The sequence below is a fragment of the Leucobacter sp. cx-42 genome (assembly GCF_014529985.1).
Lineage (GTDB): Bacteria > Actinomycetota > Actinomycetes > Actinomycetales > Microbacteriaceae > Leucobacter.
Map to the genome: position 1 here is coordinate 280,164 of NZ_JACVMU010000001.1, position 26,482 is coordinate 306,645.

Sequence of the window (26,482 nt, forward strand, 5' to 3'; positions counted from 1 at the left end):
CCGTTTCCCCGTGGTTGGGTTCAATGGAAGAATGGAGAACATGTCCAGAGAGCCTTTTTCGCCAGCAGAGGTCGCCGGGTTCCGTGCTGACTTCCCGTACTTTGTTACGCAGGACCGCGAGGGCGGCGCTGCGTACCTCGATTCCGTAGCAACGTCGCATCGTCCGACGCAGGTTCTCGATACCGAGCGTTACTTCCTCGAGAACCTCAATGCCGCGGTTCACCGCGGCACGAGCGGTGCCGTTGGTGCCGCGACCGAGGCGTTCGAGGGCGCACGTGCAAAGGTTGCCGCGTTCGTTGGCGCAGCAACCCCCGAACAGATCGTGTGGACCGGCAACGCGACCGGCGCGCTCAACACCGTGGCCTTGGGCATGGGCGAGGCGAGCACCGCGCTCGGCGCGTTCACCGAGGGCAGCGAGCGCTTCGCACTCGGCGCAGGTGACGAGATCCTCGTGACCGAGGCAGAGCACCACGCAAACCTCATCCCGTGGCAGCGCCTTGCAGCAAAGACCGGTGCAACGCTCAAGTACATCCCGGTTCGCCCCGATGGCACCTGGACCGTCGATGACGCCCGTGAGGCACTCAACGAGCGCACTCGCGTATTCGCATTTGGCCACGTCTCGAACGTCACCGGTTACATTGCGCCCGTCGCAGAGCTCGTCGAGCTCGCACGCGCGGTCGGTGCGGTCACCGTGCTCGACTCCTGCCAGGCGGTCCCCCACATCCCCGTGAACTTCGAAGAGCTCGGCGTTGATTTCGCCGCGTTCTCCGGCCACAAGATGCTCGGCCCGAACGGCATCGGCGTCTTGTACGGTCGCCCAGAAATGCTCGCAGCGCTGCCCCCGTCGCGCACTGGCGGATCCGCCATCACCCGCGTCACCATGGAGCGTGCCGAGTTCATGCCGCCGCCCCTCCGCTTCGAGCCTGGCACGCAGCCCGTCTCGCAGATCGTGGCACTCGGCGCGGCTGTCGACTACCTGGTCGCTGCCGACATGGAGCGAATCGCGGCAACCGAGGACCTGCTCGTCGAGCACCTCGTCGCAGGCATCGAAGAAATCCCCGGCGTGAGCCTGCTCGGCCCGGCATCGAACTCAACTGCGCAGCGTACTTCGCTCGCAGCAGTTTCCGTCGAGAATCTGCACGCGCACGACGTGGGCCAGTTCCTCGATCAGGAGGGCGTCGTTGTGCGCGTCGGCCACCATTGCGCACAGCCCCTGCACCGCGCGTTCGGCATTGCGTCATCGACGCGTGCGAGCGTGCACATGACAACTACCAAGGACGAGGTCGATCGATTCCTTGACGCGCTCCGCGGCGCTCAGCGGTACTTTGGAGTGGAGGTGTCCGCGTGAATTCGCTCGACGGACTGTACCAAGAGGTCATTCTCGATCATTCGAAGCGACCCATCGGTAAGGGCGAGCTAACGCCGGCTGAGGGTGCGCTTACGGCGTCGCACCACGAGTTCAACCCGAGCTGTGGCGATGAGCTCGACCTCGCAATCGCGGTCGACCCCGAGACCGGCCACATCTCGCAGCTCTCCTGGGAAGGCCAGGGCTGCTCGATCTCGATGGCTTCGGTGTCGATTCTCGCGCAGCTCGTGCGCGACGAGAAGCTCACCATGGACGAGGCTCGTACCCGCATCGCTGCGTTCCGCGAAATGATCCAGGCACGCGGCGAAGGCGAACCCGATGAAGACCTGCTCGGCGACGCTGTTGCACTGCAGGGCGTCTCAAAGTTCGTCATGCGTGTGAAGTGCGCGATGCTTGGTTGGGTTGCGCTCGAAGCTGACCTCACCAAGGTTGAGGCGCAGCAAGCCGTATAGGTTTCGCTTTTCCGACTATCGGCGCTCACAGGCTTCTGTGGGCGCCGATTTTGTCGTTTCTCGCCTACGCGTTGTGCACAACTGATCGTCACTTCGTCGAGCTCGCAATGATCAGTGCATGACATCCAACAGTTCAGAAACCATCAGATGCAGTAGCACCGCAGATTTCCTTCGAGTACTCCCCCAGCTCACAGGGTTCACCGCAACAAACTGCTTGTTCATTGTCTTTTTCTCCGGGAAGCGCGCAAAGCGATCAGCACGGCTTGATCTCCCAGAGTCATTCGGCGGCGCCATTGAGCGATCATATGTTGAAGGGGTGAGCGACATGATTCGCGAGCTCAGCAGCCGCTTTGACGCGACGTCTGAACCAGTTCTCGTCATTTCAACTACGGCGACCTTCGCTGGCAGTGGGGGTGCTCCGCACCGCGGTTTCGCGAACCGCCTGCAGCGTTGCCTCATGCGAGACGGAGTAGTACTGCGTGACCTGTGCGTCGTTGCTGCCGATGGCTGGGGCGCGTATGACGACCCGAAGCTCCCGCTCAGTGGTCGACCACTTTCAGCCATTGAAGTGCGCGACGATTTGCGTGGCTCCTCGCACAACACCGGCACTGGCGGGCCAGGTAGTTCGCAACGCGCGTCATGCGATTCTTCGCCGCCGAGCCTCACAGATATGGGCGATATTCCAGCACCAAATGAGTCAAAGGTCGCGTTGGTTGCCTCAGTCAGGCGCGAGCTCAAGGAGCTTCCGGCCGTTGGCTCAAAGCACGGGTCAGTGCCCGAGACTCATCGCCGCATGCGCGAAGTATGCGCTGTCACCAGAGCGCTTCTGCAGTTTGATACCCCAATGCCGCCGCGCATGATCGCCCGTTTGCTGCGGCTCTCAGCTGACTCTGACCTATGGTTTGCACTCGCGCTCGCGCTACTCACCCGGCCAGAATCCCCGGAGGAGATCGTACGTGGCGGGGGCCACACCTCATTCGACTTTGTACCCTTGGGCAGCCAAGATGAACCACACGATGTTGATAACCATCGATGGACCGTGTTCGCCATACTGGCGAGCTTCTCACCTGAATGTGAGCACCCACACATCTTCGTGAGCCTGCGAAAACGCATGACTGAAGTACTCCCCTCAATCGCCGAAGCTGATCGGCCGCGGGTGCTCGCACTCAGTAGCTGGATTTGGTGGACGTCGGGGTTACAGTCAATTGCACTTCAGCACATTTCTGAGGCGCTTCGAATCGAGCCGGAGCACAAGGTCAGTCAAATGGTGCAAGAGCTCGTAGACGTACCACTGTTCGGCCGCGAGTCGTATGCCTCAGTTGAGTCTGAGGCGAGCGACTGTCGGGTGGCTTGAGCTCAACTGACCAGAATCGATAGCTCATGATGAAAGGTGGGCAGGATTGTGCCTGCCCACCTTTCACCCTCAGGCGAGATCGACGCTATGCGGCTGAGACATTTTCCTGGTTTACGGCAGTATTGCGTCGACGTAGCACCTCGCGCGAGCATGCGGCCGCACCAGCCGCTGCCAGCACGCCGAAGCCGAGCACGTATATGCCGCCCAGGTTCACGCTTTCAGACTCTCGAACACTCGCGATTGCGGCACTTTTGTCTGCGACAACAGATTTCATCGGAACCGCCGCGGGTTTCGGAGCGGTCGGGGCCGAGGCTGCCACCGGCAAAGCCACCGAACGTGCCGTTTCGCGTGTATGCGGCGCGGCAACCGGCGCGGCTTCAGCCTGAGCTCGCACGAGCGTGGTGACTGGCTGGGGAGCGGGAGCGACATTCTGAACCTCTGCCGGTTGAACGTTTATCGTGACTCGTTCACCGGCCTGCTCCAAGGGGGCCGTTAACTCTACGCGACCTACTGCCGGCAATGTTGTGTTGTCAGGCGAATACACGGGTTTGTCTACTCCGGGTACTGCTTCGACCACGTCGTTCGCTGGGACCTGCGCGGGCACAGGCTCAGCGGGCACAGGCTCGGCGGCAGGCAGTGTTTCAGCGACAAGCACCGTTTCTGCCACAACATCGACTTCTGCGACGGTTTGTGCGGTGTCGTGCGGTTGCTCACCCGCCTCTTGCTGGGCTGCTTCAGCAGCCGCGCGCTCTTCAAGGGCACGCTTTTCGGCTTCAAGCACTCGTTTCGCCTCTTCAAGGCGATCTGCCTCGGCAGAAACATCAGCCGTCACGCCAGTGGCAGCCTTTGAGTCCTCAGTCTCGGGCGAGTCATCTGGCTCCGGTTGAGTGGCAGCATGAGACCCGATCTCAACGTCTTGCTTCGTCTCGCTTTCGGCAGGTTGATCAGGCTCGGTCTCGGGCTTCTTTTCGGCAAGTTCTCGCTGTAGCTTCTCAAGCTCGCGCTGCTTCTGTTCAAGTTCGCGCTGTTCAGCGGCAAGCTTCGCTTCGGCTTCCCGTGCGGCGGCCAGGCGCTTCTCTTCAAGCTCGGCGAGCGCCGCGAGACGCGCCTCTTCAAGGCGAGCTTCCTCCACAGCTTTGGCGGAGGGGCCGAGCGGCAACTGCTCTACTGCATCGTCAGTCACTGCTTCGACGCTGGATTCGTCTTCCTCGCTTGTCTCCGTGGTGATATCTCCTGGATCGTGATCAAACGTTTCAACAACGGACGAGCCTGGGACGACCGGATCGACAGGATCGACCGGCTTCTCTGGTGCAACATGCGTCACCGGCTCAACCGGCTTCTCTGGCGCAACAGGTGACACCGGCTCAACCGGCTTCTCTGGCGCAACAGGTGACACCGGCTTTTCTGCGACAGCAGGCACCTCAATACTGAACCCAATCGATGCCGATCCGCCCTGTACTGGCCTCACCGTATCGATGTACTGCACAACCGTAAAGGTGGTCTTGCCGCTTGGCAGACCAGTAAAGGTGTGATCCCGCCATTTTCCTTGGGCGTCCGCCAGAATAAAGGCTTCCTCGCCCGTCGAGTCTGCGCGCACATGCACCTTTGCATTCGGTGTCGCCGTGCCAAAGACCACCGCTTGCTGTTTCTGGGTACTAATAGAACGTAGCCGAATCGTCACGGGCTGCGACACGGTAAAGGTGGCGTGAGCTTCAGAAGCTTTGACGCTGTATCGAGCAACTTGCTTCGCCGTAATTTCGACGGTCTGTCCTGATTGGAACACCGTCCCAGCGTCAAGGAACCAATAGCCGTCATCGCGCACTGTCGTCGTGCCAAGCAGCACACCAGTCGTCGAGTTCCACACTTGGATCGTTGCGCGTATCGTCCCACGACCAAAGATCTCCGGCTTCTGCGACAGACTCGTGGAGACTGGTCCCTGAATAGTCACAGTCTTCGGGTCAGACACAGCTTCGATATTGAAGTACTGCTGATTGCCGGTCCAACCGATTCCATCGCTGCCCGGCAGCACCCCGAGCTTCTTACCCCAGTTCGAGCCGACCGCGCCAACAAAACCAAACTGATTGAGCTTGCCGCGGCGGACGGTTTTCACATTCTCACACTTGCGAGTGCCAACTTCAGCCCAAGTGAGTTCGACGCCCACAGCAGTCTGATCTGCTGCGAGACAGTACGTGCGAGAACGGTGAGCATCGCTGTACGTGATGGGACCCGTCTTATCAATTGCCGGAATTTCAAACAATGCGTTGGGCAGGTCGCGTCCGGCACGTACTTGTCCATTGGAGTTTTCGGGGCCAAAACCGGGCGTAGCACCCCAAGAACCTATGGTTGTGACAAGTCGTTCACCATAGACGGACGCTTGTGCGGGTGTTGCTGCGGCCAAAAGCCCAAATGCGCTGCATGACAGCGTGACTGCAAGTGTCGTTGCGGTCGCGCGCAGAGCGGAATTGGTCGGTTTCTTCCCAAACCGACCTGATGTGTTCTTCAAGGCGTTCACCATCTTTCGAGTGAAATGAATGCCCCCCTGTGAGAAAAGCTTAAACGCCAGGCTCTACAAATACCAAGACGAAGTGTCGCGCAACGCACAGGCTTTTCACAAGAAATCGAACATTTTCCCTAAATGAATGTGCCGTTCTGGCCAGCAAGCCGCCGGATTCCAGCGAGCATCGCTTCCGCAACCACACCGCTCGTCGTCGGTGTTGCGGGCGACGGCTCATTGACGATATCGAAAGAGTAGGAGCCCGCTGAGCCACGCGCTGCAATCGAGTGCCGGGTGAGTTTGGCCTGCGGATCCGCAACCAATCTCACCGATACTGTGTCCCACATATCAACGGCAGTGGCGAGTGCACATGCAACGTTGAGCGAGGTCGGAAAGAGCTGCACTGCCTCTGCAACACTGCCCTCGAAAAGCGTGAATGGTTCAGTCGCAGTTGCGAGACGCGTGCGCTCCATATTGCTCATCCAAGGCTGAGCAAGGGTTGATGATTTCTTCGTAGAGGTGATGCTTGCTTCACTCACACCGCCATCACGGCTCGCAGCGACAAGTAAATCGAGTCCACCAATCGCACCGGTACTGAGATACAGCTCGCCTGGACCCGCGTAGAGCGCCGCCCGGAGCGCTGGGTCAGCGAGCGCGCCAAGAGACACGAGGAGAAGGTCGCCTCCGGCGGCGATGATGCGCTCACCATGCTCCTCCACCGCGGGGATTCCTGCGCTTTCTACGATCAGATCACCCGCGGCGAGCGCATCGTCAAGCGTGATCTCGAGGTGCCCACCGCCTGAGCCCGAACGTCGCACGATGACTCCAGCCAGTTCAGCGCCGGGAACTTTTCCAGCGGCGAGTTCGGAAGCGATGCGGCCACCGATTGCGCCATGTCCAAATACGGCTACGCGAAGACTCATTGGTTCCTCCTGAGGTTTCCATTCAGGCTAGCCGGAAATCCGTACGCCGTAGAGAAGAAATCAGATTGCTCCAGCGAATATCTCGCGCACGATTCTCAAAGACTCGGCCAGTACTTCATCAAGCCCACGGCGCGCGGATCCACTTTTCGCCCATTCCCAGACAGCAGCTAGCAGGGCGCCGGCAATTCCGGCACCAATAATCTCAGCCTTTCGACCTTCGACTCCCGTACGCCTGAGCTTGCGTACGAGCGCATCGGCGATGCGCATTTGCCGCACCGCTCGTCCCTGCGCAAGCTCATTCCCAACCCCCATTGCGTCAGCATTCACGATCGCAATGAGCAGACTCTCGGGGGCTGCGCCAGTACCGAACATTCCAAGTGCATCATCAAGCGTGCCAGCATCATCAGCAAGGGCATCAAGCAGGTGCGTGATGCGTTCGTCGAGTGCAAACCAGAGAATTGCACCCTTGCCATCAAAGTAGTTGAAAAAGCTTGAGCGGCTTACCCCCACACGCTTCGCGAGATCAGTAACCGAGGTGGCATCGTACCCACGTTCGAGAAACAGTTCACACGCCGCCTCTGCGAGAACCTCGCGGGTGGAAGCCTGCGGGCGGCCTCGAGAAACTGGTGCACTCATAGTGCTTGAGCTTAGCGAGCAATCAGATTTCCGCACCAATTTGTGTTCTCTCACGGATCCCGTAAGCTACTTAATTGCACTCAGTCCAACAATACGAAAAGCGTGCCCACCAAATGCTTCACAATGTTCTCCATTCTGCGTCACGCCGTCCGGGCAATGCGGTCCGCACCAGCGCCGTTGCCCTGATTGCGATCCCCGCGCTACTGCTCACAGGTTGCGCAGGCGGAACGTCAACCGCGACCAACACTTCAACCCTGACCTACGCGACCGGCGACGCGGAGCCGACCTGCCTTGACCCCCACGTTGGCGGCAACTACCCGCAGGCGCTCATCTCGACGCAGTACCTCGAGCCGCTCACTGGCCGCACCGCTGATGGCAAAATCACCCCGTGGCTCGCGAAGAGCTGGACCACGAGCGAAGACGGCCTCGTCTGGGACTTCACGCTGCAGAGTGGCATCACCTTCACCGACGGCACCCCGTTCGACGCGGAAGCCGTCATTGCGAACATTGCACACCTGCAAGACCCAGACACCGGCTCCTCAACCGGCTACCTCGCGGTACAGAAGATTGTGAAGGCTGAGGCCGTCGATGCCACTCACGTTCGCTTCACGCTTTCGTCCCCAGACTCGGCACTGCTCGAGTCGCTCAGCCAGCAGTGGACCGCAATGCAGTCGCCCGCGGGCATGGAGCGCGGTAAAGACGTGAACTGCGCTGAGCCAGTAGGCACTGGTCCGTTCAAGGTCTCAAGCTGGGAACCACAGGAGAGCATCACGCTCGTGCGCAATGACGACTATGTCTCGACCATCCCCGAGGCAACCCACGACGGCGCTGCCAAGCTCGAGAAGATCGTTTGGCGCTTCATCCCCGATGCCGCAACCCGCTACGCTGCCCTTACGTCTGGCGAAGTGCAGGTCATTGACAACCCGCTCCCAGCAGACATCGTCGCTGCGAAGGCCGCAGACTTCGGTCACATCGATGCGCCTCGCCCCGGCGCATCGAACCGCATCGAGCTCAACTCGGCGCAGGCGCCGTTCGATGACATTCGAGTCCGTGAGGCGTTCGTCTTAGCGGCGGATCCGTCACCCGGCATCGAATCCCTCTTCCAGGGCACGGCCACCCGCTCATACTCGGCACTGTCGAGTGTTGAACCCGCAGGCCTTTCACTGCCCGAGCTCTTCAAGACCGATGCGACCAAGGCTGCCAAGCTGCTCGACGATGCAGGCTGGAAGCCCGCCGGAGCAGCAGGGATCCGCGCCAAGGATGGCAAGGAACTCACCGTCCGATTCCCGGTCAGCACGAACCAGTCGACCGCGGCAGAACAGTCGCTGTTCGAACAGATCCAGGCGAACGCAGGAGCGGTCGGCTTCAACGTTGTGCTCGAGCCGGTCGATCTGTCGACCTGGTACGGCAAGCTTGCCGCGCACGAGTACGAGGCCGTGAGCGCACCGTACACGAAGGTCGGACCTGACGTGCTGCGCACGATCTTCCACTCAAGCAACACTGTCCCGGCCCCCTCCGGCTACTTCTCAAACCTCGCAGAAATCACAGACCCAGAAGTCGACGCGCTCCTCGAACGGGCCGCAGCAACTCAGGACGAAGCCGAGCGCGCAGCAATCTATGCAGATGCACAGCAGCGCGTGCTCGAGTCATTCGCCGTTCTGCCGCTCTATGATCAGCAGAACCACTTCCTCACCAACGGGGTCGAGGGAGTCACCACGCTCGGCACCATCAGTACGCCGACGTTCATCAACACGGAGTTCACTCAGTAATTGACTAGTCAGCTGGCAGCTTCACCGCGCGAACACCGTGTTGTTCGCGCGGTGATTCGCCGTCTGCTCTCGGCTGTGCTCGTCGTTTGGGCAACCGCGACCATCGTGTTCTTCGCGCTCCGCGCGGCGGGCGACCCCCTCGAGGCGATCATGGGTGGGCCCGGCTCGCAAGCATCAGCCGAGGCCACCGCACAGGCGCGAGCCGAATACGGTCTCGACCGTTCGATCTTCGTGCAGTACTTCCTGCAGTTGTGGCGGATCGCGACCCTCGATTTTGGCGACTCGTATGCCCGCAAGCAGCCAGTCGCTGATCTCCTCACCGCACACGTTCCACCCACGCTCGTCCTGGCTTCACTGAGCTTTGTGTTGGCCTGGGCCTTGGCGCTTGTCAGCGTCGTCATTGCGGTGAACGCGCGGGGTCGGTTTGGTGGGGCGATCCGCGCCGTGCTCACCGCGATCGAAACGATTGCGAGCGTCACCCCACAGTTCTTCCTCGGGGCACTCCTCATCTTGGCGTTCGCCATGACCTGGAAAGTGCTACCAGCAACGGGTACCGGACCTGGCGGGCTCGTGTTGCCAACGGTGACGCTCGCCGTTCCGGTCGCGGGATATCTCGCGCACGTGCTCTACGGCCCGCTCACCGAAGCAACGAACTCACCATTTGCCACCACTGCGCGAGCGCGCGGCGCTTCCGAGACGCGGGTACTTTTCTCACACACGTTGCGGCACGCTGCGTTGCCCGCAATTGCACTATCGGGTTGGGCATACGGCTCACTGCTCAGCGGTGCGGTCGTCGTTGAAGTACTGTTCGCGCGACCAGGCCTTGGACGCTTACTGCAGGAGGCCGCAGCCGTGCGGGATGTGCCCGTCGTCGTTGGCGCGGTCGTGGTGATCGCGTTGTTCTACGTTGCGGTGATGATCCTCGCTGATGTGGCCGAGTGGATCGTTCGTCCACGGGAGGTGATCGCATGAGCCAGGCTGAATCCCAGTCGACGCGTCTACTTGCTGTGGCTCCGCAGGCCAGGTTCTCTGTGGTCGAGTGGATTGCGCTTGCCGTTCTCGGCGTCGTTGCTTTCGTCTTGGCTTGGCCGAGCATTGTTGCGCCAGGTGACCCGCTTAGCATCAACCCTGCCGCCGGCTTGCAACCGCCATCCTTCGAACACTGGTTTGGCACGGACGAGTCAGGACGAGACATCTTCACCCGTGTGGTGCACGGTGCCCGCGACTCCGTGGGTATCGGTGTCGCGGCAACCGCAATCGGCGTGGGCATCGGGGCCGCACTTGGCTTCGCTGCTGCACTGAGCCCAGCCTGGCTCGATCGCGCGCTCTCCCGACTGTTCGAGGTCATGTTCGCCATGCCAACGCTCGTGCTCGCGCTGTTGTTTATTGCGGTGTTTGGGGGCGGATCCGCGCCCGCGATCCTCGCCATCGGCATCGCCACCATTCCCGGATACGCGCGCATGCTTCGGGCTCGCGTGCGAGAGATCGCCGCGAGCGGTTACGTGGAATGGGCACTCCTCGATGAGGTCCCGCGGCTCACGGTCTTCGTCCGCCACATTGCACCAAACTCGCTCTGGCCGCTCGCCTCGGCGGCGACGCTCGGTGTCGGCCAGGCCATCGTGTGGGTTTCGGCGCTCGGCTTCCTTGGCCTCGGCGCAGCGCCGCCAGCGCCAGAGTGGGGTGCGATGCTCGACGCCGGCCGTGTCTACCTCGGCTCGGCCTGGTGGATGACAGTCTTCCCCGGCCTCGCGATCGTGCTCACCGCTACGACGCTGACCGTACTCGGCCGTCGCCTTGCCGAACGGAACCCGTCATGACCCACGCCCTCCACATCGAAAACCTCTCTGTCCGTTTGCACGGCGTACCGCTGGTGGATGACGTGTCACTCGCGGTCTCCCCTGGCGAATGTCTCGCAATCATCGGCGAATCTGGTGCGGGCAAGTCACTCCTTACCCGCACCCTACTCGGCTTCACTCCGCGGCACGGGGCATGGCGACAGACTTCGCAGGCGTTCCGCATTGGCGGACAAGATGTGTCAGCCGCTTCAGAGCGCACCTGGCGCAGTATCCGCGGCCGCGAGGTTGGCCTCGTACTCCAGGACGCGCTCCAGTCGCTCGATCCGTTGCGCACCATCGAGCATGAGGTCGGCGAGACGCTCGCCATTCACGGCGGGCCACGTGGTGCGGATCGCCGATCCGCCATCATCGATGCGCTTTCCCGCGCGGGGCTCCCCGAGCCCGAGGCGCTGCTTGGACTGCGATCACCGCAGCTCTCGGGCGGCATGCGACAGCGGGCGCTCATCGCTTCGGCAATGATTGGCAAGCCGCCGCTGCTCATTGCTGACGAGCCCACTGCCTCGCTCGACAGTGACACCGCGGTCGAGGTGTTCGACGAGTTCGCACGGCTGCGCGACGCCGGAACCGCGCTCATCATCGTGAGCCACGACCTTGCCGCGGTCGCTCGCATCGCTGACCGCGTCGCCGTGCTCGCACGGGGGCGGATCGTCGACAGCGGGCCAACCGCCCGAGTCTTGGCCGATGCGCGGTCCCGGCCCGCGGCAAAGCTGATGACGGGGTTGCGGCTGCCCGAGCTTCGGGGTGGAGGTTCTGGTGGTGGTGTGTCCGGGGCCGAAGCTGGCTCTGCCGCGCCACTCATGTCGCTCGATCGAGTGACTCGTGAGTTTGGAAAGCGCGACGGTCGGCCGGTTGGCCTGCATAACGCGTCACTCGACATTCACCGCGGTGAGATCATCGGACTCACCGGCCCCTCCGGTGCCGGCAAAACCACGCTCGGGCGAATCATTGCTGGCGCGGAAAAGATCGACAGCGGCACGGTCTCAACACCCAGTGGGCCGGTGCGGGTGCGATTGATTCCGCAGGACCCACTTGCAACGTTCGACCCGCGCTGGAGTGTTGCGCGGATCATCCGCACCTCCCTGCGACCCGGCTCGACTGACACCGTGGTGTCTTTGCTGGCTCGCGTTGGCTTGACGCCCGGGTTGCTCAAGCGCTCCCCCAAGACGTTGTCCGGTGGTGAGCGTCAGCGAGTGGCGATTGCGCGGGCACTGGCGGCTTCGCCGGACGTGCTGGTGTGTGATGAGCCGGTTTCGGCGCTGGACCCACACCATCGGGCAAGCGTGCTCGCGCTGCTCGCGGGGCTGCGCGACGACCACGGGATTGTGTTTATCTCGCACGACCGCGAGGCCGTACAGGCACTGTGCGATCGCGAAGTACAGGTGAGCGGTGGGGTGGTCTCTGGGCGCTGAAGATCCAACCCCGCCACCATGGATTGACCCCGCGAAAAGGGTGGTTCTGACAAAGGTGACTTTTATGCGTATGAAAGCTCCTGCCGTGTGGGAAGGTCATGTGTTGATGCGGCAAGCATGGCATTCCGGCGCGGCAGCGTCCTAAGCGTGATCTGCAGCCCGGCAAGGAACGTCAAGCGGCGATATAGGCAAGGCATCATTCACAAGCAACGACCGTCACGGCCATAAGCCGAAGTACGACATTCCGAATTCAGTGAGTCCGCGATGAGCTGTGCACGGCATGTAATACTTCGAACATGGACAATCAACCGCCAACGTCAAAAACAGAAGCGCTCGTGTCGAACGTTGACCCAACTTTTGACTCCGCGTCAGGACTCGACCAGGTTGATCTGAAGCTCGTTCGATTGCTTGAGCAAGACGGTCGCATGAGCTACGCCGATCTCAGCGAGGCAGTCGGTCTCACTCCCGGAGGTGCTCGTGCCCGGGTCAAACGATTGCGCGAACGCAACGTCATTCAAGTGATCGGCGTCCCAAGCCCTGCCGCCGTTGGCCTCAACTCGATCGCAAGTCTGCAAATCGAGGTAAGCGGTGACATTGATGAGATCGCAGACACCATTTCACAGTTTGAAGGCGTGCGGTACATCGTGCTCGGGTCTGGCAGATTCAGCATGCTCGTCGAGGTTTATGCCGCAAATCATTCCGAGCTATTTTCAATCATTAACCGTAAGATCCGCAAGGTTTCTGGAATCAGTCGTCTTGAAACATTCGTGTACGACAGCGTTCACACGCATGAGCCGTTCTTCCCCGCGAAACAGCAGTACGGTCGCTAACAATTGTGCGCTAGCGACCGTACTACTGTTGAGTCTCAGTGCCCGTAGGTCATACCAAGCTGCTTTGCGAGCTCCGCAGATTGCCCGATTACGTCTTCCTGAATGCTAGTGAGCGTTTTCGTTGGCGAATTCCCAACCGACTCGTTGAAGGGATCCTCGACGTCGGTCTTGATTCCGCTGAGCGTTTCTAAGACGGCGATTCCGCAGAATGGAACATGCACTGCCGAGTAGCCACCTTCATGGGAAAAGACGATCCGCCCGCTGCAGACCTCATCAGCAATTGCAAGCAAGCGCTCGGCGACACCGCGGAAGCCATTCGAAGTGACGCTCATCCGACCAAGCGGGTCGAATGCCGAAGGATCAAATCCACTCGAAACAATGATGATGTCAGGCGCAAATGACTTGATCGCAGGGGCCGCAACTTTCTCCACAACTCGCCAATATGCTTCATCACCAGAACCGGCAGGCAGAGGAATATTGAGATTGGTACCAAAACCAGGACCCTCACCACGTTCATCGGCGAGACCAGAATCCTGAGGGAAAAGCCGGTCCTGGTGCACCGAAATAGTGAGGACATTTGGGTCCTCCCAGTAGATCTTCTGCGCCCCGTTTCCGTGATGCACGTCGTAGTCAAAGATCGCGACCTTGTTCACCTTACCCTGTGCACGCAAGGCCTCAATTGCCACCGGAACATTGGCAAATAGGCAATAGCCACGACCTTGATCTGGCTCCGCATGATGCCCCGGCGGGCGAACCAATGCGTAGGCGTTATCCACTACTCCGTCGAGCACCGCTTCGGCTGCTGCGAGCGTGCCACCGGCAGCGAACTTCGCGAGTTCAAAACTTCCTTTGCCGAATGGGGAAAACCCGTCACCAGCGTCTCCTCCACCTGCCTCGGATTGTGTTCGAATACGTTCGACATGCGCTGCTGTATGTACGCGCAGCAAGTCTTCGTCGCTGACTTGACGCGGGGCGACTCGGGTAAGTGACTCGAGCAGTCCAGATACCTCTACGAGGCCTGCAAATCTAGCTTTTGATTCCGGACTCTCGAAGTTTTGGTAGGGCTGCACATATCCACCTGACGGGAATATTCCCGCATGAGTTCCTGTGTCATGCCATCCATACCACTCATGCCAGACATAACCGGTCTTACGCGCCATTGCGTTGTTCCTCTCAAGTGTCCTTTTGATGGTGGCGTCAGTGCCATCCATCGAGGTTCGACCCACGATAGCTGCTCGCATTCATCATTCACAAACAAAATTCATATTTTTATCACGCATAACGAATCAAAATTACGTTTTGATGACGTATCAAGAAAGAAAACAAGGTTTTATTGACTATTCGAATTTGACATGGTCGGATGGTCGATACCGTGGCGTGCGTTCACAGAGCTTCAAAGATGAGGCCCACGCACTGAGACAAGGGAGTCACACGTTATGAAACGAATGCAGCGAATCTTGGGCGCGATCGCTTTGACGTCTGCCGCCGCGCTCACGCTTGGCGGCTGCTCTTCAACTGATGGCGGATCAGCCAGCTCAGAGAAAGGCGCTGTCGCGATGAGCTTTGCCGGACTCGACATCCAGATCTGGAACGACATGCTCCCCTTCATGGAGGAGAAAGTCACCGGGGCTGGCTACGAGTTCGTCACCGACGATCCCAAGTGGAACGCTCAGACCCAGGTCCAGGACTGGGAGTCTTGGATCGTACGCGGCGATATCAAGGCGATCATGGGTTACCCAGTCCAGTCTGACGCGATGGTTGCTGTGACCTCTCAGGCAAATGATGCGGGCATCCCCGTTGTCGGATACGGCAGCAGCTGGGAAGGTGTGGAGGCCGCAGTTGCCCTCGACCACGAAAAAGACGGCAAGGAAGCCGGCGAGCGTGCCGCCGAATGGATCAAGGAAAAGTACGGCAACGAAAAGGTTGAAGTTGCTTTCCTTGGCTGGCCCGATACCGACCTTGGCCGGCTTCGCGGCAAAGGTATCTCCGACGCACTCGCAAGCTCAGGCCTCAACCTCGATATTACCGAACACAAGACTCTGAGCCTCGACGACGGCTACGCCGCAGTTCAGAACCAGCTCAATGCCGTGCCGAACACCAAAGTCTGGCTAGCTATCGCGAACGATCCGGCGCTCGGCGCCTATCAGGCACTCACCGATTCAGGTGTGTCGCCGACTGACGAAAGCATGCTCCTCCTCAACCTCGACGCTACCGATGCGGAACTCGAGATCATCATGGAGCCCGGCTCTTTCTGGCGGTACACCTACATTGCGCCTGCCCGCCAGCTCGCAGACGCAACTGCACAGATGCTCATCGACGCAGCAGAAGGCAAGCCGGTCAGCGACCAGACCGTACCGGTCACTGAAGTAACTAGCGAAAACGCGGAGCAGTTCCTGCTGAAGAACCAGTAACGGAATTGGGGGTGGCCTATGGCCTCCCCCAATTTTCAGCATCTGACCCCTGCAATTCGCTCAGCTGCAAGAGGACTAAGGCACACATGACCCACGAAAACCGACGCCTTGTTTACAATGGCGTCACCGTAGATTTCGGTGCAACCAGAGCACTCGAAGACGTAAACTTCTCTGTCGCACCCGGTGAGATCGTTGGACTACTCGGTCACAACGGGGCCGGAAAGAGCACTCTCTTTAATGTCACTACCGGCGTGATTCCAGCCACCTCCGGTGGCTTTTCAGTGGATGGCACAACAATTGAACGGAGCTTGCGCCCGAAAGAGGCAGCGGCGCTCGGCATCACCGTAATCCATCAAGAGCCTGCACTTGCGCCGAACATGTCGATTCAGGAGAACCTTTTCCTTGCTCGACAGACTCCTTCTCAGGCGGAGCAGCGACGCCTTGCCACAGAAGCCCTCACAGCAGTCGGCGCCTCACTTCCGCTCGACATGCCTGTTGAAGCGCTAGGTCTCGGCGAACGCCAGCTTGTTGATCTTGCCCGGGGCATGCTGTCTGGCGAGATGAAGGTACTCCTACTTGATGAACCGACAGCTGCGCTCGGAAAGGCGGAAACCGATGCCCTCCATGCACTCATCCGAAGCTTCGCCGCGCGAGGTGTGTCGGTGCTCTATGTATCCCATCGACTCCCAGACATCTTGGAAGTTTGCACGCGCATCATCGTTCTTCGCGGAGGCACGGTAGTCGTCGACGGTCCAACTGATGATTTCACTCCGGCGAAACTTGCAGAGGCGTTGGTGCCAGACCTTCGCTCCCTAGATTTCACGCATGTCGCGCCAGGTAAGGAGGTACTCGGCTACGAAACGTCTGGTGGGAGGATTACCGCAAGGGCGGGCGAGGTTGTCGGACTTTTCGGAATGGCCGGCGGTGAGCAATTCGATATCGCAGCCAGTATCGGTGGGGCAAAGGGGGTGTGCATCTATGACTTCTATAGCGCTTCTCTGCGGGTGTCTTCACCTAGGCAGGCCATACGAAGGGGCGTGTTCTTTGTCCCCCCGGATCGCGACACTGATGGCCTCATCGGCTCAGAGACCGCCCTCGACAATGTGATGCTCCCCTGGTACGGCGAGACAAAAGCACACGGCTGGTGGGTAAATGGTTCTTCTGGCGCAGGCGTCTACGCCCAAGCCAGGGAAGCTTTGGACATCCGTGGCCCCGGCTCCGACGCAGAAGTCTCACAATTCTCAGGCGGCAACCGACAAAAGCACCTATTGGCTCGATGGCTCTACCCCTCGAAACCAAAACTACTCATCCTTTCTCAACCAACCCAGGGTGTCGACGTTGGCGCAAAGCTCGACATTGTGGAGGCGGCCCGAACCGCAGCGGCGAACGGCGCAGCCGTCATCGTCGCTTCAAGCGAATCCGATGAAATCGCAAGCATGTGCGACCGTTCGTACACAGTGCTCGGCGATTCCCTTGCTGAGCTGCCCCGCTCAGCAACCTTTAACGAAGATCTTCTCGCTTCCCTTCTGGCACTTGCCGAAGCAGCAAGTGCTTGACCGAAAGACAACCCATGAACACTGAACGCATCAAAATCTTCGCCGCGAAAAACGGCATCTTCCTGGCGCTGATCGTACTGATCGCTGTATTCTCCATTCTTCGCCCGAACTTCTTCTCCTTCGCGAACGGCCAAAGCATTCTGCTTCAGGCTTCTGAGCTGGGCCTCATTGCTATCCCAGCAGCATTCCTCATCATGTCTGGTTCCATCGATCTTTCGGTTGGATCGGTTGCTTCCGCCGCCGCAATTTCCGGCGGTATGACGATGAGCAGCACTGGTTCAACAATGCTCGGATTTCTCGTCGCAATTCTTACCGGCGCACTTGCCGGCGCGATCAACGGTTTCCTGATTTCGTATCTTCGTTTGAACTCGTTCGTGGTGACGCTCGGAGCGCTCAGCGTCTGGGGCGGCCTCGCCTTGCTGATGTCTGAGGGCAAAACCATCCCCCGAGCGGAACTTCCAGAGACATTCCGGGCGATCGGCACTTTCAAGATCGGTCCTGTGCCGATCCAGATTGTGGCTCTGGTCTTGGTAATTGCTTTGGGCTGGTACGTGCTGAACCACACAAAGTTTGGCAAGGAGGTGAAAGCAATCGGTGGCAACGAGCGTGCTGCACGACTCATGGGCGTCAACGTCCAGCGCTCACGATTCCTCTTGTTCGTTGCGACCGGTGCATTCGCCGCGCTCGCGGGTCTTTTCTTGTCCGCAAAGGTGCAGTCCGCGAACCCGAACATTGGCTCAGGCCTTGAACTCGAGGTCCTCACTGTGGTTCTTCTCGGTGGCGTCGCATTCGAAGGCGGTGTTGGTCGGATTAGTGGCGTTGTGGCAGGCCTGCTCTTCTTCCGCGTACTTCGCGCGGGCCTCGTATTCATGCAGGCTTCGCCATTCCTGCAGACGATTCTTGTTGGCGCGACCCTGATTGTTGCTGTCGCACTCGACAGTTCCGTTCAACGCATTATTCGCAAGTCGTGGGCGAACCTTGGCAAACGAGCGGTCGCAGAAGAACCAGCGAACAACGCTCCAGAAAGAAGCTAGCCCCTACACGAAAGGGTCATGCGTCACATCCAATTTGGAGTGGCGCATGACCCTTCCGTATGTATACAAGAATTCAGCCAGCTATCCGAATCTGCAGAGCCTCCAAGTGGTCGCGACTTTCCTGGGCCGCGGCAACAGTATCTCCCGCTCCGATCGCGTCGACGAGTGCGGTGTGCGTGGCGTCGTCTTGCTCGATCCTGCCTGCGCGCGGCAGCTCAAGCATCTCCACCATCGCGTCGCGCAGCCGGGGAGCGAAACTGTCAAAGAGCTCCACGAGCACGGGGTTGTGCGAGGCAACAATCACGGCCCGGTGGAACGCCGTGTCGGCAGCGACCAGGCTCACCACGTCAGGGAAGTCGCGCTCGCGTTCGGCGAGGGCCGCACGCAGGCCTTCGAGATCCGCGCCCGTGCGTCGCTCTGCGGCGAGCGCGGCAGCTTCGGTTTCGATCGCGATCCGCGCCTCAAGTACGGCAGCAATATCGGAACGCCGAAGCACATCAGAAAGATCTTCCGGCGCTTCGAGCGCGGTGACGAAGACACCGGCGCCTTGGCGGGAGGTAAGAATTCCGCGACCTGCGAGTTGGCGGATCGCCTCGCGCACCGTGGACCGGCCGACGCCAAGCTCAGGGACGAGTGTCATTTCGCTCGGGAGTTTTGCGCCGATCTCCCATTCACCGCCGCGAATGCGCTCGAGGAGCAGATCGGCTGCTTGATCTGCGAGCGAGACGCGCGTTACCTGTGCCATGTGTCCAGCATATCTTGTCAGCTTGTCAACCTGTCTACTTGTCTGAGCAGTTGTGGTACGGTGTTCACATGACCCGCATGAGTTTCCTTCTTCTTCGCCGCCACGGCGGGGCGTAGCCAAGACCGGCTCCCCGTCGTGGGGTTGAGCCGTGGGCCGGTCTGGCGATCCGCGCACGAAGGACTCAGAAAAATGCACACCAACACGTTCCCCACGATTTCCACCCCCGCTGGCCCGGTGCCGGCCAATGCGCCCGACTGGAACACCCAGCGCCAGTCACAGATGCCATCGCACCGGTACACCGATGCGTTTTCCCGCGTCGACGTTCCACTCACCGAGCGCGACTGGCCAAACCAACGCCTCACCGCAGCCCCGCTCTGGGTGCCGGTCGATCTGCGCGATGGCAACCAGGCGCTGGCCGAGCCGATGGATCCCGCGCGCAAGCGCCGCTTCTTCGAGCTGATGGTCGCGATGGGGTACAAGGAGATCGAGGTCGGCTACCCCTCGGCGTCACAAACAGACTTCGACTTCGTGCGACTGATCGCCGACACTGACATCGCCCCCGAAGACGTCACGATCGTCGTCTTCACGGCCGCCCGCAGGGACCTCATTGAGCGAACAGTGGCGTCGATTCAGGGGATCCGCAATAACGTCGTCATTCACCTCTACACCGCGACCGCGCCGGCCTGGCGCGAGCACGTGCTCGGGCACAGCCGCGAGAGCTTGCAGGAACTCATCCTGGATGCCGGTCGCGACCTGCTCGAGCTCGCGGGCGGTATGCCGAACGTGCGCTTCCAGTTTTCGCCAGAGGTATTCAACCTCACCGAGCCCGACTACGTGCTCGACATCTGCAACGCGATGACCGAGCTCTGGGACGCGCGCCCCGAGCGCCCGGTGATTCTGAACCTACCTGCGACCGTCGAAATCGCGACCCCGAATGTGTACGCGGATCAGATCGAATACATGCACAAACACCTCGCCCGACGCGACAGCGTGATCTTGTCGGTGCATCCGCACAACGATCGCGGGACGGGAATCGCTTGCGCCGAGCTCGCTGTAATTGCTGGGGCGCAGCGCGTCGAGGGCTGCATCTTTGGCAACGGCGAGCGCACGGGCAATGTCGATCTCGCGGTGCTCGCGCTCAACCTGCACGCGCAGGGCGTGGATCCGATGATCGACTTCTCCGATATCGATGAAGTGCGTCGAACCGTTGAGTATTGCAATCAACTGGAGGTTCATGAGCGCCACCCCTACGTTGGATCGCTCGTGCACACCGCTTTCAGCGGAACCCATCAGGACGCTATCAAGAAGGGCTTCGCCGAGCACCGGGCGCGCGCACTGGCGACCGATGCCCCCGAGAGCGAGATCGCATGGCGCGTTCCGTACCTGCCCATCGATCCCGCAGATATTGGTCGGAGCTACGACGCAGTGATCCGCGTGAATTCGCAGTCAGGAAAGGGAGGCATCGCCTATCTCCTCGAAAGCGAATACGGCGTCTCACTCTCCCGCGGCGAGCAGGTGCAATTGGCACGCGCGGTGCAGAGGTTCACTGAGGCGACCGGTGCCGAGGTGAGCGCGGCTGACATTTGGCGGATCCACCAAGAGACGTTCGCTGGCGCCGGTGCCGTCAGCGCCTAGATTCACTCGCGGCTCGCCCCTCAGTCCATTACATACCCAGCACCCATAGACTGAGGGGCGAGCGTACTCGCGCGATCGATCCACCGGGTAAAGGGGCACCTTGAACTACCAGCCGATCATGCCGTACATCAATCTCGCCCAGCACCTCATTGGTCAGCAGCGCAACCCCGAGGCAAGGCGGCTGACTTCCACGATCATCGTCGGATATCAGGAGCAGCACGAGGTCACGTACGACCTGAACTACTGGGAGTCAATCGAACGCGTCTACGTTGACCGCACGCTCGTCGTCACTAAGCCAATGCGCACCCACTACGTGCAGGTACACGTACTCGAACTCATGGTCGGTGTACATGAGAAGCACCACGTCCGCTACGAGTACGACCGCGAAGTGTGGAACTACAAGAACTGCCCTATTTACCTGCGGGTCTATGTGGACGGATACCTCATCGAGACCAAAGAAGTGTAGACCACCCTATGCGACCTCCCACGGCAGTATCTTCACAAAGGCAAAGCAAATTGATACCGTTTTCTCAGGCGTGTCCTACTCGAAGAAACCGTGAAGGCCGAGGAATCAATGAAATCTAGTCACCGCGCGTCTCTCCGAGGCGCTGCTGCCCTATTGGGCATCTGCGCACTCACGGTAAGCGGAGCGGTGCTTCCCGCTTCAGCCGCAGAAGAACAAGACGCTCCTGCGCCCGTCGAGCAAAGCACGGAATCCGGAAACAGCCCAGCCGGTAACGGGAGTGACACCGCGGGTGCGCCCGCGACTGAGAGTACACCCGATGTTCCGCTCACAGATGAGGCACGACACACCGAAACCCCGCAGGACGGCATCAACGAAGAGTCGACCAGTCCGAAGCAGCAGCCATCAACGCCTGCCCGGACGCCGCGAGCAAACTCCACCCAGGCGATCGAGCCTGACAAGTTCGTACTCGCCGCCAACAACTCCGGCAAGAGCGCCGACGAACTCCGCCAGCTTGAGGCTGCAGGGACCATTTATGTCTCTGCGAACGGCTCGATCCGCTTCACCGATCAGCGCGCACACCATTTCGGCCAAGAAATTTCCGGCCTGCGTTCGGCCGAGCCAGACTCAGAAATGGCAGACGAATCTACCTCAGGGACGAATCCGCTCTCGGTCAACCCCGGTGGAGCAGAGATTCCGGGCAACCCAGAAGATGGCTCCCGACCCGACGCCCCAGTCACGATCTACCTTGATTTCGACGGTGAAACACTCGTTGACACCGCCTGGAACTACGACGAGGAGGTCGAGTCGCTCGATTTTGCACCCGCGAGCGCGGCCACGGGAAACCCTGACTTCGTCCACGAGGTGTGGGCACTTGTCGCAGAGGACTACGCCCCATTCGATGTCAATGTCACGACTACGAGGCCGAGCGATGCAAATCTCTATAAGACCTCGCTCGACGACAACAGCTTCGGATCACACGCGATCATCACCGATTCATACACAGACGTTCTTCCTTCGGCCGACGGTGCCGTCGGCCTTGCCCAGCTGTACGGGGCAGGTTCACGCTTCGAAACCGGTGCCTTCACATTCACCTCGCCCATGTCTTCGAATGACCCAGCACAAGTTGACCCAAAGAATGTTGCTGAGACTATCAGTCACGAGGTCGGTCACAACTTCGGGCTTGAACACGACGGCTATGCCGACGAAGAATACTACACGCCAACATCGGGTGTCTGGGGTCCCATCATGGGCGCCCCTGACTTTGTACCGCTCGGACATTGGTCAATGGGTGAGTACGCGAACTCCACGAACGACGAGAACGATTTGCTCGTCATTACCGACCGCGACGAGGACGCAGAGTACTTCACGCTGGCTCGTCTACCTAACGGCACCCGCTACACCGGAACGATGTGCCCGGCAGGTGACGCTGACCCCGATGACCCGAAACGCGGCGACGTGTTCTATGTCGCCGACACCATTGAGGGGTGCAACGTACCGGGAGAACCACTCACCCTGGAGTGGGACTTCCGTGGCCGCGCTGATGCCACCCCGGACACCGTGGGCAACACCCTCGAAGACGCTGCCACATTTGACCTGTCCGCCGGCGAAGCATCAACAGCAAACGTCATCACCAGCGCAGAAGACGTCGACGTCTACACGTTTGAGACGTCGGGCGGATATGTGTCGGCCAGCGTCGCCGCAGCGGCAATCGCCCCGAACCTATTCAGCTCGCTTCGCGTGATCGATGCGGGAGGCAACATTGTGGCTGACTCCGCGAACGAACTCGCGTGGGACGGCGATGTACTCACCGGCATGAATGCGACAGTCAACACCTTCCTACACTCGGGTACCTATTTCCTTGAGGTGAGTGGTGCGGGCTGGGACGACCCAAGCACCGTTACCTCAGACGAGGCAAACGCATTCACCGACTACGGCAGCATCGGAAACTACAACCTCACCGCCGACCTCCGCGAGTTCGCCGTACACGACATCTCGATCACGAGCCCTTCGAACGGTTCCAAGATCCCCCAGGGCGACCTCGTCGTCACCGGTCTCGCAATCGCGAATGCCGACGTCGAGGTGATCGCTGGCGACAAGACCGTTGCTCGGGTAGAGGCTGACGCTGCAGGTGCGTGGTCGGCAACGATCCGCGCCGATGATCTGGGTGAACTCACGATCGAAGCACGACAGGCAGTGGATGGCCAGCCGATTGACGGCACCGCAACCGTGACCGTGACCGTCGAAGGCACCGGCGGCCCCACGAAGCAACGGCTCGCAAACACTGGCGCGGAAACCGGGCCAGCACCCTACGGCGCATTGGCCGCAGTGCTGATCGCACTCGGTTCAGCCATCACGATCGCAGCAAGCCGACGTCGCACGGCATAGGCGCGCGTACACACGCAGGAGGGCTGGTTCCGTGCTCTGGAACCAGCCCTCCTGCGTGTGGTCTCAGCGCTACGCCGAGTACACCACCTTGCCGCCGATGACGGTGGTCTCAACCGTGAGGTCGCGGATCGTCGTCTGATCGATTGCGAAGATGTCATCGCTCAGAGCGATGAAGTCAGCAAGCTGACCGTCTACGATTCGGCCGCGCTCGTGTTCAGCATCAACCGCGTACGCCGAGCCGTAGGTGTAGGCCACGACAGCTTCTTCCACGGTGACGCACTCGTGCTGCCCAAACGGCTTGCCACCACTTGTCACGCGGTTCACGAGATCGTGGATCGAGACGAACGGATTCGCGTCAGACACCGGCGAGTCAGTCGAGCCGGGCACCACCATGCCAGCGTCGAGGAACGACCGCATGCGGTAGGTACCGGCCGAACGATCCTCGCCGATGGCGTCGAGAATGCCATCGCCGAAGTCAGAGATGAACACGCCCTGCGGCACGGGGATGAGTCCAAGCTCCGCACCGCGAGCCACCTGCTCGTCGGTCGCGATCGCGAAGTGCTCAATGCGGTGACGCACGTCACGCGGTACCGCCGCCTGCGCTTCTGCCACGGCGTCAAGTACGTTGTCGATCGCCCGGTCGCCGATCGCGTGGGTTGCGACCGTCCAACCTGCACGGTGGTACGCGAGGATCGCCTCGTGCAGCTCTTCAGGCGTAACCTGCAGCACGCCGTAGTTGTCAGGTTCGCCGCAGTAGCACTCGTGCACCGCCGCCGAACGGCCGATGAGTGAGCCATCAGACACGATCTTGACCGGTCCAATGCGCAAGCGGTCATCGCCGAGTCCGGTGCGGATCCCCCAGTCAAACGACTTCATGCCGTCAGGGGCCTCAGCGATTGAGTGCAACGCGGTGTGGAACGGCATGACCGTCATGCGCGGCAGGATTGTGTCGTTCGCGACCGCACGGAGATAGTGGTCCATCTCAATCGTGCCAGCACCAATCGCGCCATCGATTGCAACGCCGGGCTCGGTGATACTCGTCAAGCCGTAGCGCACGGCCTGCTCGCTCGCGAGACGGAGCGCTTCAGCAACCACCTCGGGATCACGAGAAGCCGCAGCACCGGCCGAACGTACGGGGTCCATCGCAGTTTCCTGCAGCAGTCCCTCGGGAAGGCCATACGCATCGCGGAAAACTCGACCACCGGGAATCTCAGGGTAGTTCTCGCGACCGGGGTATCCCGCGCGCTCGAACGCCGCAGTGTTTGCGACGATCATGTGGCCCGATACGTGCTCGAGCAATACGGGACGGCCACCGGCAACACGGTCGAGGCCCTCAGCAGTGGGATGCTCCCCACCCAGGAAGTTCTGGTCATACCCACTTGCAAAGACCCAACCGTCAGCGGGGGTCTCGGCCGCACGCTCCGCGATCCGCTCGTACAGTTCTGCGAGTGAAGAAATCTCGGTAGGTCGCACGTTGACGTTCAGCAGTCGACGACCGGTCAGGCCGAGGTGGTGGTGTGCGTCGTGCAAGCCAGGGATGACACGTTTGCCACCCAGGTCGATCCGCACGTCGGATTCAAGCTCCGACACGTCTCCGACGCACACGAGTCGGCCGTGCAAGACACCGAGTTCGGTGGCCTCTGGGCGATCCGCGTCACCGGTCCAAATTCGTCCGTTTTCATAAATCGCATCTACGCGCATGTTGATGTCCTTTCAGTGTGGCGGAGGGGTTACCGGGCAGCAGGCTGCGCTGGGTCGGTTGCATTGGCGTCGTCTGCATCAGCCGCGGCGCCGACGCGGGCCTGGTATCGGGCAAGCGAACGGGTCGCGCCCCAAATGCCGATGATCGTGAGCACCGAAATGCCAATGTAGAACGCTGCGACTCCCCACGGACCGGAGGCGGTGAGAATGGCCTGGGCGATGACGGGAGTTGCGCCACCGATGAGCACTGCACAGAGGCCGTTCGCCAGCGCGACGCCGGTGTATCGAACGTTCGGTGGGAACATCGACGAGAGGAAGCCGGCGAGCATTGCGTAGTATGCCGCGCCACCCATCATGAGGATGAACATCGTGATGACGAGGAACACCATGTTTCCGCTGAGGATCGCGAAGAAGTAGGGAATCGTGATGGCAATCGAAAGTAGAACGCCGTAGTACATCACGCGGTCGCGACCAATCTTGGTCGCGATGAGCGACGAGATCGGCTGCCAGATGAACTGGCCAACGGCCATGATGAATACGAGCAGGAGAATCGTCTGGCGATCGCCCTGGAGCTCGTTCGTCCACCACGAAACCAGGAAAGTGTTCTGGAAGAATGCCGCAGAAATGCCGAGCGCACTGGCGAAGATACCGAAGATAACGATGCCCGGCATCTCGCGGAACACCTCGAACAGCGGCACCTTCACGACCTGCTTCTGCTGCTGAGTCTTAGTGAAGTCTTCCGATTCTTCCACGCGTGAGCGGATCACGAGGGCTACCACGAGGAGCACAGCCGACAGCAGGAACGGCACGCGCCAGCCCCAGCTCATGAACGCCTCGTCAGGCAGGTTTCCAACGAGCAGGAAGACGAGCGTCGCGAGGATCGAGCCAGCGGGCGAACCCTGCTGTACCCACATGCCTGCGCCAGTTCGCTTGCCACCTTCAGCGCTCTCGGTTGCCATCACCGTTGCGCCAGCCCATTCGCCGCCGACGGCGAGACCCTGCATTGCGCGCAGGAGAATGAGCAGGATCGGTGCCAGGATGCCGACCTGGGCGTAGGTAGGCAGCAGGCCAATCGCGGTCGTGCCAATACCCATCAGGAACAGGGTGGTCACCAGGACCTTCTTGCGCCCGATCTTGTCGCCAAGGTGACCGAAGAGAATTCCGCCAATGGGACGGGCGAGGAAGCCGACCCAGAAGGTGGCAAAGCTCGCCAGCACGCCGATGGCCGGGTCAGCTACCGGGAAGAACACCGGCCCAAACACCAGTGCCGCTGCGGTTCCAAAGATGAAGAAGTCGTACCACTCAATTGCGGTGCCAACGAACGCCCCTACGACGGCTCTGCGTCGCCTCTGATCGGCGGTGATCTCGGTTTTCCCCATGTTTCCCTCCATTGGGTGTCTTGCGCTGGCGACGTCGCCAGTGTTCCAGACTAGAATTCCTGCTACACCCCATACTGTCTA

At 60.5% G+C, this 26,482-nt stretch carries 21 protein-coding genes; 14 read left to right on the forward strand and 7 right to left on the reverse strand.

Annotated elements, in window-relative coordinates; translation table 11 throughout:
* Nucleotides 1–31: 31 nt before the first annotated feature.
* The 3 genes from ICM05_RS01340 (at nucleotide 32) to ICM05_RS01350 (ending at nucleotide 3,172) form a co-directional block, all read left to right on the forward strand.
* A complete protein-coding gene (locus ICM05_RS01340; protein WP_188022754.1) occupies nucleotides 32–1,348 on the forward strand; it encodes an aminotransferase class V-fold PLP-dependent enzyme in 1,317 nt (438 codons plus the stop codon).
* Entirely contained in the window at nucleotides 1,345–1,818 is a 474-nt protein-coding gene (gene sufU, locus ICM05_RS01345) for a Fe-S cluster assembly sulfur transfer protein SufU (RefSeq protein WP_188022755.1), read from the forward strand. Before ICM05_RS01340 ends, sufU begins: the two co-directional genes overlap by 4 nt.
* Before the next feature lie 118 nt (nucleotides 1,819–1,936).
* On the forward strand, nucleotides 1,937–3,172 hold the full coding sequence (locus ICM05_RS01350; RefSeq protein WP_188022756.1) for a DUF4192 family protein: 1,236 nt from the start codon (nucleotides 1,937–1,939) through the stop codon (nucleotides 3,170–3,172).
* A gap of 85 nt (nucleotides 3,173–3,257) precedes the next feature.
* Here the strand turns inward: ICM05_RS01350 and ICM05_RS12580 are convergent, their stop codons facing one another.
* The 3 genes from ICM05_RS12580 to ICM05_RS01365 all read right to left on the reverse strand — a co-directional run bounded on the left by ICM05_RS12580 (nucleotide 3,258) and on the right by ICM05_RS01365 (nucleotide 7,225).
* Nucleotides 3,258–5,282 (reverse strand): hypothetical protein, encoded by a 2,025-nt coding sequence (locus ICM05_RS12580; RefSeq protein WP_215401716.1) that lies wholly within the window; start codon nucleotides 5,280–5,282, stop codon nucleotides 3,258–3,260.
* Between the two features lie 521 nt (nucleotides 5,283–5,803).
* On the reverse strand, nucleotides 5,804–6,589 hold the full coding sequence (locus tag ICM05_RS01360; protein ID WP_188022757.1) for an aspartate dehydrogenase domain-containing protein: 786 nt from the start codon (nucleotides 6,587–6,589) through the stop codon (nucleotides 5,804–5,806).
* Nucleotides 6,590–6,649: 60 nt separating this feature from the next.
* Nucleotides 6,650–7,225 (reverse strand): TetR/AcrR family transcriptional regulator, encoded by a 576-nt coding sequence (locus ICM05_RS01365; protein WP_188022758.1) that lies wholly within the window; start codon nucleotides 7,223–7,225, stop codon nucleotides 6,650–6,652.
* A 113-nt stretch (nucleotides 7,226–7,338) separates the two neighbouring features.
* Here ICM05_RS01365 and ICM05_RS01370 point away from each other — a divergent pair, with 113 nt between their 5' ends.
* The 5 genes from ICM05_RS01370 to ICM05_RS01390 all read left to right on the forward strand — a co-directional run bounded on the left by ICM05_RS01370 (nucleotide 7,339) and on the right by ICM05_RS01390 (nucleotide 13,089).
* On the forward strand, nucleotides 7,339–8,994 hold the full coding sequence (locus tag ICM05_RS01370; RefSeq protein WP_188022759.1) for an ABC transporter substrate-binding protein: 1,656 nt from the start codon (nucleotides 7,339–7,341) through the stop codon (nucleotides 8,992–8,994).
* Complete coding sequence (locus ICM05_RS01375) at nucleotides 8,995–9,966, forward strand: ABC transporter permease (RefSeq protein WP_251364426.1); 972 nt, start codon at nucleotides 8,995–8,997, stop codon at nucleotides 9,964–9,966.
* The gene (locus ICM05_RS01380; RefSeq protein WP_188022760.1) at nucleotides 9,963–10,811 is read left to right on the forward strand and encodes an ABC transporter permease; all 849 of its coding nucleotides are present in this window, start codon (nucleotides 9,963–9,965) and stop codon (nucleotides 10,809–10,811) included. The genes ICM05_RS01375 and ICM05_RS01380 overlap by 4 nt, the downstream gene beginning before the upstream one ends.
* Nucleotides 10,808–12,259: an ABC transporter ATP-binding protein gene (locus ICM05_RS01385; protein ID WP_188022761.1), complete on the forward strand. Its 1,452-nt coding sequence runs from the start codon at nucleotides 10,808–10,810 to the stop codon at nucleotides 12,257–12,259. Before ICM05_RS01380 ends, ICM05_RS01385 begins: the two co-directional genes overlap by 4 nt.
* Nucleotides 12,260–12,555: 296 nt before the next feature.
* Entirely contained in the window at nucleotides 12,556–13,089 is a 534-nt protein-coding gene (locus tag ICM05_RS01390; RefSeq protein ID WP_188022762.1) for an Lrp/AsnC family transcriptional regulator, read from the forward strand.
* A 35-nt stretch (nucleotides 13,090–13,124) separates the two neighbouring features.
* On the opposite strand, the gene ICM05_RS01395 is transcribed toward ICM05_RS01390, so the two are convergent.
* Nucleotides 13,125–14,249, reverse strand: a complete 1,125-nt coding sequence (locus tag ICM05_RS01395; RefSeq protein ID WP_188022763.1) for a class II histone deacetylase — start codon at nucleotides 14,247–14,249, stop codon at nucleotides 13,125–13,127.
* 276 nt (nucleotides 14,250–14,525) lie between these two features.
* Between ICM05_RS01395 and ICM05_RS01400 the strand changes: the two genes are divergently transcribed.
* The 3 genes from ICM05_RS01400 (at nucleotide 14,526) to ICM05_RS01410 (ending at nucleotide 18,090) form a co-directional block, all read left to right on the forward strand.
* Nucleotides 14,526–15,500 (forward strand): sugar ABC transporter substrate-binding protein, encoded by a 975-nt coding sequence (locus ICM05_RS01400; protein WP_188022764.1) that lies wholly within the window; start codon nucleotides 14,526–14,528, stop codon nucleotides 15,498–15,500.
* A gap of 86 nt (nucleotides 15,501–15,586) precedes the next feature.
* Nucleotides 15,587–17,056, forward strand: a complete 1,470-nt coding sequence (locus ICM05_RS01405; protein ID WP_188022765.1) for an ATP-binding cassette domain-containing protein — start codon at nucleotides 15,587–15,589, stop codon at nucleotides 17,054–17,056.
* A gap of 14 nt (nucleotides 17,057–17,070) precedes the next feature.
* Nucleotides 17,071–18,090 (forward strand): ABC transporter permease, encoded by a 1,020-nt coding sequence (locus ICM05_RS01410; RefSeq protein ID WP_188022766.1) that lies wholly within the window; start codon nucleotides 17,071–17,073, stop codon nucleotides 18,088–18,090.
* A gap of 73 nt (nucleotides 18,091–18,163) precedes the next feature.
* On the opposite strand, the gene ICM05_RS01415 is transcribed toward ICM05_RS01410, so the two are convergent.
* Nucleotides 18,164–18,835, reverse strand: coding sequence for a FadR/GntR family transcriptional regulator (locus ICM05_RS01415; protein WP_188022767.1), 672 nt, complete (start codon nucleotides 18,833–18,835; stop codon nucleotides 18,164–18,166).
* Between the two features lie 189 nt (nucleotides 18,836–19,024).
* On the opposite strand from ICM05_RS01415, the gene ICM05_RS01420 reads away from it, so the two are divergent.
* The 3 genes from ICM05_RS01420 (at nucleotide 19,025) to ICM05_RS01430 (ending at nucleotide 23,321) form a co-directional block, all read left to right on the forward strand.
* A complete protein-coding gene (locus ICM05_RS01420; RefSeq protein ID WP_188022768.1) occupies nucleotides 19,025–20,470 on the forward strand; it encodes a 2-isopropylmalate synthase in 1,446 nt (481 codons plus the stop codon).
* A 100-nt stretch (nucleotides 20,471–20,570) separates the two neighbouring features.
* On the forward strand, nucleotides 20,571–20,936 hold the full coding sequence (locus ICM05_RS01425) for a hypothetical protein (protein WP_188022769.1): 366 nt from the start codon (nucleotides 20,571–20,573) through the stop codon (nucleotides 20,934–20,936).
* A 153-nt stretch (nucleotides 20,937–21,089) separates the two neighbouring features.
* Nucleotides 21,090–23,321, forward strand: coding sequence for a zinc-dependent metalloprotease family protein (locus tag ICM05_RS01430; RefSeq protein ID WP_188022770.1), 2,232 nt, complete (start codon nucleotides 21,090–21,092; stop codon nucleotides 23,319–23,321).
* Nucleotides 23,322–23,390: 69 nt separating this feature from the next.
* On the opposite strand, the gene ICM05_RS01435 is transcribed toward ICM05_RS01430, so the two are convergent.
* Both ICM05_RS01435 and ICM05_RS01440 read right to left on the reverse strand, forming a co-directional pair.
* Entirely contained in the window at nucleotides 23,391–25,022 is a 1,632-nt protein-coding gene (locus ICM05_RS01435) for an amidohydrolase (protein ID WP_188022771.1), read from the reverse strand.
* Nucleotides 25,023–25,051: 29 nt separating this feature from the next.
* Nucleotides 25,052–26,401 carry an MFS transporter gene (locus tag ICM05_RS01440; protein WP_188022772.1) on the reverse strand — a complete coding sequence of 450 codons (1,350 nt, stop codon included), beginning with the start codon at nucleotides 26,399–26,401 and terminating at the stop codon, nucleotides 25,052–25,054.
* Nucleotides 26,402–26,482 lie beyond the last annotated feature (81 nt).

Excerpts from the sequence above, each read along its gene's own strand:
- ICM05_RS01415 (WP_188022767.1), bottom strand. The coding sequence starts at position 18,835 with ATGGCACAGGTAACGCGCGTCTCGCTCGCAGATCAAGCAGCCGATCTG.
- ICM05_RS01400 (WP_188022764.1), top strand. The coding sequence starts at position 14,526 with ATGAAACGAATGCAGCGAATCTTGGGCGCGATCGCTTTGACGTCTGCC.
- ICM05_RS01380 (WP_188022760.1), top strand. The coding sequence starts at position 9,963 with ATGAGCCAGGCTGAATCCCAGTCGACGCGTCTACTTGCTGTGGCTCCG.
- ICM05_RS01435 (WP_188022771.1), bottom strand. The coding sequence starts at position 25,022 with ATGCGCGTAGATGCGATTTATGAAAACGGACGAATTTGGACCGGTGAC.
- ICM05_RS01395 (WP_188022763.1), bottom strand. The coding sequence starts at position 14,249 with ATGGCGCGTAAGACCGGTTATGTCTGGCATGAGTGGTATGGATGGCAT.
- ICM05_RS01410 (WP_188022766.1), top strand. The coding sequence starts at position 17,071 with ATGAACACTGAACGCATCAAAATCTTCGCCGCGAAAAACGGCATCTTC.
- ICM05_RS01360 (WP_188022757.1), bottom strand. The coding sequence starts at position 6,589 with ATGAGTCTTCGCGTAGCCGTATTTGGACATGGCGCAATCGGTGGCCGC.
- ICM05_RS01405 (WP_188022765.1), top strand. The coding sequence starts at position 15,587 with ATGACCCACGAAAACCGACGCCTTGTTTACAATGGCGTCACCGTAGAT.
- ICM05_RS01390 (WP_188022762.1), top strand. The coding sequence starts at position 12,556 with ATGGACAATCAACCGCCAACGTCAAAAACAGAAGCGCTCGTGTCGAAC.
- ICM05_RS01365 (WP_188022758.1), bottom strand. The coding sequence starts at position 7,225 with ATGAGTGCACCAGTTTCTCGAGGCCGCCCGCAGGCTTCCACCCGCGAG.
- ICM05_RS01370 (WP_188022759.1), top strand. The coding sequence starts at position 7,339 with ATGCTTCACAATGTTCTCCATTCTGCGTCACGCCGTCCGGGCAATGCG.
- ICM05_RS01340 (WP_188022754.1), top strand. The coding sequence starts at position 32 with ATGGAGAACATGTCCAGAGAGCCTTTTTCGCCAGCAGAGGTCGCCGGG.
- ICM05_RS01420 (WP_188022768.1), top strand. The coding sequence starts at position 19,025 with ATGCACACCAACACGTTCCCCACGATTTCCACCCCCGCTGGCCCGGTG.
- ICM05_RS01350 (WP_188022756.1), top strand. The coding sequence starts at position 1,937 with ATGACATCCAACAGTTCAGAAACCATCAGATGCAGTAGCACCGCAGAT.
- ICM05_RS01385 (WP_188022761.1), top strand. The coding sequence starts at position 10,808 with ATGACCCACGCCCTCCACATCGAAAACCTCTCTGTCCGTTTGCACGGC.
- ICM05_RS01440 (WP_188022772.1), bottom strand. The coding sequence starts at position 26,401 with ATGGGGAAAACCGAGATCACCGCCGATCAGAGGCGACGCAGAGCCGTC.